Genomic DNA, 11,241 nt, shown 5'->3' on the forward strand with positions numbered 1-11,241 from the left:
GGATTCCCCGCATGATTCATGCAGAAAATGCCCTCTCGGCACGCTCAAAGATACGTGGGATGGCCTACGCGCTTACGCTTGAATTACCGGGGAAGGATAACAAAGCTTAATTTGTTTGCAAGCGGATATTTTGGGCAATATCCCGAGCAACTGATTGTTTTATCTATGTATTTTTCGATGACACACGTCCCGCAGCGACAACGGGAGGCAAACAGGACTCAAACTGGAGCGTTGACGCTCAAGACGTCGGTTTTTGAAACCCATGCGGGGTGAAACGGAGCACGCCGCTTATTTTTATGCAAACAATGTTGTCCGGAGCCGGCGGGATGTCAAGCGGGGGGGGGAGAGCCCAGTGCGCGGTAGGACAGCGTGAAAGTAGGCAAGGGATTTTCGTTGAGACAGGTGGAGCGGAATTGAAAATGATACGCGGATTTTCAATTGGGTGGATCATCGGTTATTTTATTGATTTTAATAAGATGACATTTGAGTGCGCTAGGTTTGCGCTATATTTTCAGAGGGGGAGACCATAGGATTTTCAGTTGGGTGAAGCGCTGAATAAACGCTTCACATTCAATGCGCCTTACTTAGACACGGCAGCTTTGCACCACATCTTAAGGCACTCTCTCCTTCATTTGGCAAAAGGCCAATCGACTCCTGGAGAAAATGGACTAACCTCTGTGTTATTTTTTTGTAAGTGAAAGCATCCGAGCAAAAATGGGATCGAATGCCGTCATAAACTTAGCGATGCGGTCATCGTGCAATTCATTTTTGTCGAGACCCTCGAACCGTTCTCTACTGCCATCACGCCCATGGTTCGGATGCCCCGGTGGGAAATTCGCATTTCCTCGGGCCATGCGCTCTGAAAACTCATGCCACGTCTTAACCTGATAGTGATTGATTTGTATACCACCGTAAATCGGTTCAAGGCTTCTGCCTTCACTACTCATTTTAAGCTCGCTAAAATCCGAGGCGAGCTTCCTACCGGATTTAACTGTTAGATCGTGAATATGGGGTTCTCCGATAAGACCAACGCGTGCACTGGTCTTAAAATGCCGATTGTTCACCCAGTTGTGTCGAGCGCAACGCGTGAACGTTTTTACAACGCTTGCGTAATTTACATCCGTGTAATGGGACGATCCAAACCCCAACCAGTTTATAGCAACGGAAGCCGCATCTTCCGGGGCGGCACCGAAGAAATCTTTGATGCCATCAAAGCCCCAAGGAACAATAAATTCATCAATGTCAAGGAATGTGATCCAACCTTCAGCATCGGCTCTCTTAACAGCATCGCTATATGCGCTGCGTTGCGGCGAAAAGCGCGGGATACTCGGCCACGCAATGACCTCAACCGGATATTCTCCTGTCAACGACTTTATGACTTGAACAGAATTATCAGAGCTTTCATTGTCATAAATCATAATCTTGTCATAGCCAATTGCAAGATGGTATGCGATCCATTCCAGCAAATATCGTTCTTCGTTCTTGGCAATCGCGACAAGAGTTACGGTTGTCATTTTTCCTCCCGATATGCTACTCAAGGGTGCCTTAAAGCATTAATGTTCTGTCACTGGGAAGTCATTACCATGCGACCAAACCCTTGCCAACAACGATTAAACAACAGACTGCGAAGGAGGCTCATTAGCAAATTTGACCATATGATAACAGCAGCTTCAGCGCAAAATGCTAACCGCGCGAAATTCAGAATTTTCTGCTTTGCATTTTTGCTTATACTTTGTCAGGTGGCATCTAAAGCGTTGGCTTGCGGCCCCGTCTATATTGATCAAGTCTGGAGCGGAACCAGCGTTGGATTTGGAGGCGCGGTAGTCGATAGTGACGCTTACGCGGGCTACTATGACAAAGATAGAAAACTTACCGTTGCCAATATTAACTTGACGGATTGTCAAGTTAAAGGAAAAATTTCAGTCAATTCTGTGTTCTCAGGATGGGATAGCCATAAAGAAATAGTGGCAGCTATCGACCAAAGCGGCGGGCTTCATGTCGTTGGCAACATGCACAATTCGCCACTCGAATATTTTTATGCTCCGCATCCCCGCAGAATAAACAAAATAAAACGTGCCAGCATGACGGGTGTTAAGGAGCGCAGCGTTACCTATCCTCGATTTATAAAGCTTGCAGATAGGAATTTACTATTTCTGTACAGAGATGGGGGCAGCGGCAACGGAGAATGGTACGCAAACAAACTTAAGATTGGTCGGAATTGGGAAAAGGTCTCTACCGGACCGTTGTTTTCTCGTGTCGATCGAGGCGGACGATCCGTTAGCGCGTACCTCTCAAACGTCGAACTCTCCAGCGATGGCTATTATCATGTAGCAATTGTGTGGCGCAGGAATAGTGACGTAGCGAGCAACTTTCTTCTTTCCTATGCAAAAACACGTAATTTCAGCGATTGGTACAAATCAGACGGTTCGGTAATTGCTACGCCGATAACACCTGACGATTCTGAAACGGTGGCAAATGTGGGCCAAGGAAAGGGCCTAATCAACAATCAGAAAATTGCTTTCGACGCCGCGAAGGGCCCAGTAATCGCCTACACAAAATACACCACGAATAATAGAAATGGTGTTTTTGTTGCAGCCTTGAGAGGAGGGCGTTGGCAATCTTTGGAGCTTGCAGTTTCTCGAAATGCAATTAAAATTGAAGGAGGTGGCTCGATACCAAATGTCCCGCGCATTTCGAATTTCCTCTTGGAAACCCGACCTCCTTCCCTGAAAGTAAAGTTCTTTGGAGAGGAGGGAATCACAGTCCTTCTGCCTGAGCTCCATACACAGCAAACAGAGGACAAGCGTTCGGTCTCATCAAACTTGCCATTTATTGGCGGCGTGAATCTGGCCAGTCGAAACGTTAACTTCGCAATGCTGCCCGCTACTAGTGGGCAGAAATCAGAATATCAGCTGATTTGGGCCGCTCAGGCTGCCAATAGGGACGTTCCACGGCAATGTTCAAATTTGTCGCCGAAGGCATGCGACCCTGATCCTACGCCACTTTGGCTCGTTTCAACAACGAAGTAAGCCAGGGCGTTGGATCAAACTCATACAACTGATGAGATTGATAGTGTGGTTTTCCCGAGACGGTTTTCATGGTGAATCTTTCCCAGTGCATTGCCTCTGACTTTGTAGCGCGCCTTTCACAAAACAATACGGATACCATACCGGACAACCTAAGCCAATTGCGCAAAGCTAAACTAAGCAGCCTTCGGCTGAAATTGCTTAATTGAAATTTTAATACTACTCTAGGCACGAACAGCATGTCGCAATACTTTTTTCCTCTGAATCACATCAGCGTAAATTTTTTTGTACTGATCTGCCATTGTATAGGTATCATAGTCCTTTCCATAGCCTTTTTGCCATGACAGCACCTCATTCATTTTATTGGATCTAGCCGACATGTCGGACTTTATTTTCAGCAACTCGCTGTAAACTTCATTGGCCGACATTTCCAACGGCAACGCCCAACCACCGCCATGGGCATTGATACGCTCACCGACAGCACCGATGTCAAGCCCGACAACAGGGATACCAAGAGACCACATCTCTGTAAGAGTGTGGCAATATGTCTCTGGCCATAGCGAAAGAACTCCGCCAATAGAAGGCTTGATGTTTGCCACTCTTTCTCGAAACTCATCGCGAGCGTATCGTCCATGCGTAACAAGCCCCGGCGCGTCCGCCAGTCTTCCGTGATCTCCAAGGATGTGGAACTCTATAGACTTCCCACCATCCAGTTCATTGATCTGTTTTATCAAACCTGCGCCCTTGGCAACTGATATGTTTCCAGGGATCAATATACGCATGGGCTTGTCGGCTTCCGGATCGCTGACAAGATTGTCAAATGATTCGAAATCTCTGCCATGAGGTATCACTCGGAAGTCAGCATCGCCAAGCTCAGGGAAATTTTCCAACAACAACCTCTTAGCAAAGTCAGAGGTGGTTACGAAGCCATTGCAATGGCCCAACACGTCCGCGAAATTTTTCCTCCATCGATTTATAAAACCGTGCTTCAGTTCCGGAAAAGAGGATTGTTTCCAAAGCTCAACAGAACAGTCGCCTTTGCTCTCTGTGCAACGCCCACCGCAAAACGTGTTATTTTCGTCAAGAAGCTTTACATTTGGGCATACAGTATAAAAATCGTGAAAAGAAAATACCACAGGCAAACCTGCAAGCTTGCAAATCTCAGGAAGATCTATGCCTTGCCATCCAAGATGCCTTATGTGAACTAGCTCAAATCCGTACTTTACCAAAATCTGAAATACAATCGAATTATATTCATCGGATCTATGAGATAGGGGGTCTATACCCGATCTAAGATCAACTTTATAAACAAGATTTTCTTCCAAAATTTTTGTCTTATACAAGCTAATTGCCTGACTGTCGCAATGGAGAACCCAACCTTCAAGGTTCGTTGCAAGGGCGCGCATTAGGTCTTCGTTCGTTTGCGGCGTGCCTCCGGTCTTGGTTGAAATAACAAAAAGGGCACGCGGTAGGGGCTTCTCAACACCCTGACGGTGTTTAACAGCGGCCCGTATCCTCCATCGAACCGACAAAATGTCCGAAGAATTTGAAAAAACCGATGTGAGCTTGCTGTATTCCGGGTATCTGGCCCGCAGTGTATCACGGCCTCTATCATAGTGTGCCGATTTACTTTCTCCAAAGCTCGCCGAACGTTTGTGGTAAACAAAGGTTCTGTCATCCATGACGTGATAGAAGCCCGCATGAACAGCTCGCATGCAGAAATCATTTTCTTCACCATAGCCAACAGGAAATCCCACTTGATCCAACGGGCCGATTTCATTGATGCAATCACGCCTTACATACATACAAAAACCGTTCCCGGTCGGCACTTTGGGATAACAAGAGGCAGAATTCTGACGAACCAGGCGTGAAAAATCCTCAACCTCATAGCCTTCGGGGAAAAAATTATCCTGATTCATTTCGGGGACAGAATATACACCCGCATTGTTTGACAGTGGTGTGGCCGTTGCTACGCGCGCACCACTGTATGCGGCCTGGCGCAATCCTTGTAACCACCCCGGAGAGACGATGGTATCAGAGTTTAGAAACACAACATCATCATCCCCTGCCAATTGTATTCCAAGATTGACCGTTTTTGTGAACCCTAGATTCTCGACGTTCCTATGAACTCGCCAGCCATCCCGTGATTCAAATCGGTCAAGAATACCGCTAATCGCGGGATCTGGGCTTTTGTCATCTATTAAAAGCACTGTGCACGGCACGGTCGTATAATCTTCAAGCGATTTTACACATTTCTCAAGATCGCTAGGGGCATTATAGATAGGAATTACAACGGTAATCCCCTTATCTCGGTTCATTCTAATAAGAGAATAAATGTTCGAAATGTCGCTGATCGATTTTGGCAAACCAGACACTGAAATTGGCGAACCCTGAATCGCAGCGTTTTGGTAGGCGGGATGTATCGTCAGATCAACAACATCACCGTCCAGCGAAGGATTAAACAGCTCGACTTGAAAACCGCCACCTTGCTTAGCAATTCCTTTTTTAATGAGATCGGATCGCCCTCTATCCGCTTTGCCATACTTGAAAAGTATACTATTAATATGGACTTCATAGTCAGCAATTTGCTGACCGTCGTGAGTCGCAAGCCATCCACTTACCGTCTTTGAATCAGCCTTCTCGACGCGGCCGCGATGCGGCTTTGAAATAACAAACTCTTTTTGAGTAAGGGTCACTCCATCTTTTCTAATGGAAAATGTGTACTTTCGGTTTGGAACAACTATAAAGTCTGCATATTGCCGTCGCAACGATTGGAGCAACGCAACAATCTTACTATTATAGCTTGTCTTAGCTAGCCCCCCATGAGACCATATCCTTTTCCCACCCCTAGGCTCTTCCGGCTTTACCTTGGCGCAAAAATAATCATCGACATAAATATCGAGATGCTCCTCTGGCCCTTCTTTCCAGTCCAGATAGTCAATTCTCAACTCAGACGACCCAACAAAAATCAATTCGGGTCCAGAAACCTTGGTCGTTAACTTTCCAGACTTCAACGGCGATAAAACTTTAGAATTTTCGCCTACTTCGCATACGACGTTAAGAGCTTCAGAGAAATTCGCCTCATAAAACAAAATGGTAAAGCCGGCCTTGCCAGCCCCCACTCCATTTCGTTCTAGATCCTGACGGTAATCTAATTCCGTCACAACTACAGGCTTTGCATTATCAATTTTGAAAATGATATTATCGGTGATTGCAGACTTGTCCGATTGGCAAACCCACCCCCTTACAAGAATGCCAGCCGCAAGCTCGCTAACTTCCTCTATTCGCAACAGGATCTCTTTGCCGCCAGTATCGTCTTTAGACAATGTAATATTTCTTTTTTCTTTACTTTTTTCGACGCCGGAAGTAAGTGAGGGCTTATTTTCTTTTGCTCTTATCCAACCTAAATTTGAATACTGGTAGGCGCAAACAATCTCCGTTGACGAAATTAACCGTACGCTCGTAGTTTGCTTCTTCTTTTCTGCGCCAATTCTCTCAAGTTTTGCATCGGTTATTTGAAAACCAAATTTCTGCTGGCCACGAGCCTTGTCGTAGATCAAGTCTACGCGATCAATGTTGAGGTCAAGATTTATTTTATCTGCCTCACCGACGAGCAGAAAAGGCTTATCGCCAGAATACCGAAGGCCTGGATCAAACAACCAACCGGACACACTATCGGCGTCGATTTTATCCAATGCCCCCTTTGGAATAAATGGCGAATATATAGTTCCCGGCCCCGAAAATGGAACCATTTCATTGCCTCCACCAACAGCGAATACCTGAGGCCTACCTTCTAAAATTCCATTAAAATAAAATGTTACTGAAAAAGCACCGTAGCCATTAGCAATTCCAGCTTTTTCTAAATCTTCTCGATATGCAAAATTTTCAAGCGCTATTTCTCCAGCTCCCTCAAGCCGAAGCAATATTTGCTCTTCTAACTTCTGCCGATCGGAGGTCGCCGCCCATCCACTTACAACCGCGAAATCCCTGCCCAACTCTACCGTTTCTACAAAGCCAACTACAGCAAACTCGTTTTCCATTGAGCGTTTACCTTGTGTGAAGATTATATTCCGGATCGCACTTTATGACATCGAATATAAATACGCGGGTCAGTCCACCCCAAATAAATCACGAGTATAGACCTTACTCTCGACGTCGACCAGATCCTCTGTCAGACGATTTGCCAAGATAACGTCCGACGTTTTCTTAAACACCTCGAAGTCTCGTTCCACTCGCGAGCGGAAGAACTCAGCGTCAGGATAAGCCGGTTCATAAACGATGACCTCGATCCCCTTGGCCTTGATCCGTTTCATCACGCCCTGGACAGAGGAATCGCGAAAATTGTCGGATCCCGTCTTCATCGTCAGGCGATAGACGCCGACGACCTTCGGGTTCATTTTCGCGATGCTGTTGGCGACAAAGTCCTTCCGCGTCGTGTTGGCGTCAACAATGGCGCGGATCAGATTTTGCGGCACTTCGCTGTAGTTGGCGAGAAGTTGCTTGGTGTCCTTGGGCAGGCAATAGCCGCCATAGCCGAAGGACGGATTGTTGTAGTGATTGCCGACGCGCGGATCGAGGCTGACGCCATTGATGATCGACCGGGGATCCAGGCCATGGATCATCGCATAGGTATCGAGCTCGTTGAAGAAGGCCACGCGCATGGCGAGGAACGTGTTGGCGAACAGCTTGATGGCTTCGGCTTCGCTGGAGCCGGTAAACAGCGTCGGGATATCGGTCTTGATCGCGCCCTGCTTCAGCAAGTTTGCGAATGTTTCGGCCCGCTCGGACACTTCGCCCACGACGATGCGGGAGGGGTGAAGATTGTCATAAAGCGCCTTGCCTTCCCGCAGGAACTCCGGCGAGAAGATGAGATTGCTGCAGCCGAGTTCGGCGGACAGTTTTGCGGTGAAGCCGACGGGGATCGTCGACTTGATCACCATCACAGCATTCGGATTGATCGCCATGACATCGCGCACCACGGATTCGACCGAACGGGTGTCGAAATAGTTGGTTTCGGGGTCGTAGTTGGTGGGCGTGGCGATGATCACGAAATCAGCGCCCTCATAGGACTCCCGCCTGTCAAGACTGGCGCGGAAGTTCAGCTTCTGATCCGCCAAGAAGCGCTCGATCTCGGGATCGATGATCGGCGACTTTTTCGCGTTGAGCATCTCGACTTTGGCCGGCACGATATCATGCGCGACGACCTCATTGTGCTGGGCGAGCAGCATCGCGTTGGAAAGCCCTACATAGCCGGTGCCGGCAATCGCTATTTTCATACAATCGGTCCCCAAAATTTCTTGTTCTGCAGCGGGTTATTTTCGCTGTTCGTCAGCGCAGCAAACCCATCAAATACTTGCCATAATCGCTCTTGCCATAGCGCGCCGCCTGCTTCTCAAATGTCTCCTTGGACACAAAGCCCTGCAGCAGCGCCACTTCTTCCGGGCAGGCGATCTTGAAGCCCTGGCGCTTCTCGAGCGTGCGCACGAATTCGCCCGCTTCGATCAGGCTGTCCGGCGTGCCGGTGTCGAGCCAGGCATAACCACGACCCATGATCGACACTTTCAGCTTACCCTGTTCAAGATAGATGCGGTTGACGTCGGTAATCTCATATTCGCCGCGCGCCGAGGGTTTCAGATTGGCGGCGATGTCGATGACGGAGGAATCGTAGAAATAGAGGCCGGTCACCGCCCAGTTGGATTTCGGCGCCGCCGGCTTTTCCTCGATCGAGACAGCCTTCATCCTGTCGTCGAACTCCACCACGCCATAGCGTTCGGGATCGGCGACGTGATAGGCGAAGACATTGCCGCCGGTGAGATCGGCGCGGGCGTCGGCCATCAGTTTCGGCAGGCCGTGGCCGAAGAAGATGTTGTCGCCGAGGATCAGGCAGGAGGGGGACGAGCCGACGAAATCGGCGCCGAGCACGAAGGCCTGGGCGAGGCCATCGGGCTTCTCCTGGACCACATAACTCAGCGAAATGCCCCATTGCGAGCCGTCGCCGAGCAATTTCTGGAAATGCGGCATGTCATGCGGGGTCGAGATGATCAGGATCTCGCGGATGCCCGCCAGCATCAGCGTGGTCAGCGGATAATAGATCATCGGCTTGTCATAGACCGGGATCAGTTGCTTGCTGAGCGCCAGTGTCATCGGATGCAGACGCGTGCCGCTGCCGCCCGCCAGAATAATGCCCTTCATCGTCTTCCCCTCACATGCATCGGAACGCTGATGCGCCCCGATCAACCCAATAACGTTGCGACCACTTTGGCGGTCGATTGCCGCCACGGCGGCAGCACAATGCCATAGATCTGTTGCAGTTTTTCGCTCGACAGCCTGGAATTTGCGGGGCGCTTCACCGGCGACGGATATTGATCCGAGGTGATCGCCGTCACCGTCACCGGCTTGCGGCCAAAACCTTCGGCGCAGGAAAAGATCTCGCGCGCGAAATCGGCCCAGTTCGCTTCGCCCGACCCGGTGAGATGGAAGACGCCGCGATAGCGTGCATCATCGCTTTCGACCATTGTCTGCGCGGCGAGGATCATGCCGCGGGCTATGTCTTCGGCCGAGGTCGGGCAACCGAACTGATCGCCGACGACCGAGAGCGCATCGCGCGTTTCGCCGAGCCGCAACATGGTCTTCAGGAAATTGGCGCCGTAGGGCGAATAGACCCAAGCGGTGCGGAAAATCGCATGGTCATCGGTCGCCGCCGCCACCTGGCGCTCGCCCTCGAGCTTCGAGGCGCCATAGACCGAGGTCGGGCCGGTCGGATCGGTTTCCAGATAGCGCTCGGCCTTCGAACCATCGAAGACATAGTCGGTGGAGAGATGTAGCACAGGCACGCCCAAAGCCCTGGCCGCGTGAGCCACCGCGCCGGCGCCGGCGCCGTTGATGGCGAAGGCGGCGTCCTTCTCTGTCTCAGCTTTGTCTACAGCCGTATAGGCGGCGGCCGAAACGATCGCATCGGGCCGCGCCGCCTCGAGAGCCGGCAGAATAGACGCAGGGTTCTGCAAATCCACGTCAGGGCGGCCCACGGCGATGATCTCGACGCCCATGTCAGGGCCGAGCGCAATCATCGAGCGGGCGACCTGGCCCTCCTTGCCGGTGACGGCGATGCGGAGCGGGCTCACGCCTTTTTCTCCAGCGTGCCCAGGCGTTCGCCGGAATAGACGCCGTCGCGCAACGGACGCCACCACCATTCATTGTCGAGATACCAAGCGACCGTCTTCTCGATGCCGGTATCGAAATTTTCCAGCGCCTTCCAGCCGAGCTCGGTTTCCAGTCGCGTCGCATCGATCGCGTAGCGCGCATCGTGACCGGGCCGGTCGGTGACATATTTGATCAGCGCCTCATGCGGCTCAGCCTTGGGCCGCATCTTGTCCATCAGCGCACAGATGCGCTTGACCACGTCGATATTGCGCCGCTCGTTGCGTCCGCCGACATTGTATTTCTCGCCCAGCCGACCTTTCGAGGCAATCAGATGCAGGGCGCGGGCATGATCCTCGACATAGAGCCAGTCGCGGATGTTGACACCCTGGCCATAGACCGGCAGCGGCTTGCCATCGAGCGCGTTGAGAATGATCAGCGGGATCAGCTTTTCAGGGAAATGATAGGGGCCATAATTATTCGAGCAGTTCGACACCACGACCGGCAGGCCATAGGTGCGATGCCAAGCGATAGCCAGATGGTCGCTGGCGGCCTTGGAGGCCGAATAGGGCGAAGACGGATCGTAGGGCGTCGTCTCATGGAACAGCCCTTCGTCGCCCAGAGAGCCATAAACCTCGTCGGTGGAGACATGCAGGAAGCGGAACGCATCCCTCTCATCGCCATCAAGCCCGCCCCAGTAACGGCGCGCGGCTTCCAACAGCATGAAGGTGCCCATCACATTGGTCTGGACAAATTCAGCCGCACCAGTGATGGAGCGATCGACATGGCTTTCGGCAGCCAGATGCATGATCCGGTCGGGCTTGAAGGAGGCAAAGGCCTCATTCATCGCCTGGCCGTCACAGATGTCCGCCTTCAGGAAGCGATAGTTGGGCGCGTTTTCGATGACTTTCAGCGAGGTCTCGTTGCCGGCATAGGTGAGCTTATCGACATTGAGAACGTCGGCGCCGACGTCGCGGACCAGATGGCGGACAAGGGCCGAGCCAATGAAACCGGCGCCGCCGGTGACCAGAATACGCATGTCAGACAGTCTCCCCGGGGGCGGCATAATGGAATGAGG

Annotated in this window: 7 protein-coding genes; 1 reads left to right on the plus strand and 6 read right to left on the minus strand. The window is 50.9% G+C overall.

Going from position 1 to position 11,241, the window contains the following annotated elements; all coding sequences use genetic code 11:
• Positions 1-680: 680 nt before the first annotated feature.
• A complete protein-coding gene (locus OCK01_RS26130) occupies positions 681-1,514 on the minus strand; it encodes a glycosyltransferase family 2 protein (protein WP_263826523.1) in 834 nt (277 codons plus the stop codon).
• A 141-nt stretch (positions 1,515-1,655) separates the two neighbouring features.
• Here OCK01_RS26130 and OCK01_RS26135 point away from each other — a divergent pair, with 141 nt between their 5' ends.
• Positions 1,656-3,029 carry a BNR repeat-containing protein gene (locus OCK01_RS26135; RefSeq protein WP_263826524.1) on the plus strand — a complete coding sequence of 458 codons (1,374 nt, stop codon included), beginning with the start codon at positions 1,656-1,658 and terminating at the stop codon, positions 3,027-3,029.
• A gap of 221 nt (positions 3,030-3,250) precedes the next feature.
• Here OCK01_RS26135 and OCK01_RS26140 read toward each other — a convergent pair whose 3' ends face one another.
• The 5 genes from OCK01_RS26140 to rfbB form a co-directional block, all read right to left on the minus strand.
• On the minus strand, positions 3,251-7,066 hold the full coding sequence (locus tag OCK01_RS26140) for a glycosyltransferase (RefSeq protein WP_263826525.1): 3,816 nt from the start codon (positions 7,064-7,066) through the stop codon (positions 3,251-3,253).
• Positions 7,067-7,135: 69 nt separating this feature from the next.
• Positions 7,136-8,302 (minus strand): nucleotide sugar dehydrogenase, encoded by a 1,167-nt coding sequence (locus tag OCK01_RS26145; RefSeq protein WP_263826526.1) that lies wholly within the window; start codon positions 8,300-8,302, stop codon positions 7,136-7,138.
• Between the two features lie 52 nt (positions 8,303-8,354).
• Positions 8,355-9,218, minus strand: coding sequence for a glucose-1-phosphate thymidylyltransferase RfbA (rfbA, locus tag OCK01_RS26150; RefSeq protein ID WP_263826527.1), 864 nt, complete (start codon positions 9,216-9,218; stop codon positions 8,355-8,357).
• A 41-nt stretch (positions 9,219-9,259) separates the two neighbouring features.
• The gene (gene rfbD, locus OCK01_RS26155) at positions 9,260-10,147 is read right to left on the minus strand and encodes a dTDP-4-dehydrorhamnose reductase (protein ID WP_263826528.1); all 888 of its coding nucleotides are present in this window, start codon (positions 10,145-10,147) and stop codon (positions 9,260-9,262) included.
• Positions 10,144-11,202: a dTDP-glucose 4,6-dehydratase gene (gene rfbB / locus OCK01_RS26160; protein WP_263826529.1), complete on the minus strand. Its 1,059-nt coding sequence runs from the start codon at positions 11,200-11,202 to the stop codon at positions 10,144-10,146. The genes rfbD and rfbB overlap by 4 nt, the downstream gene beginning before the upstream one ends.
• Positions 11,203-11,241: the final 39 nt, after the last annotated feature.

This window comes from Rhizobium sp. TRM95796 (assembly GCF_025779995.1).
Taxonomy (GTDB): Bacteria; Pseudomonadota; Alphaproteobacteria; order Rhizobiales; family Rhizobiaceae; genus Rhizobium_E.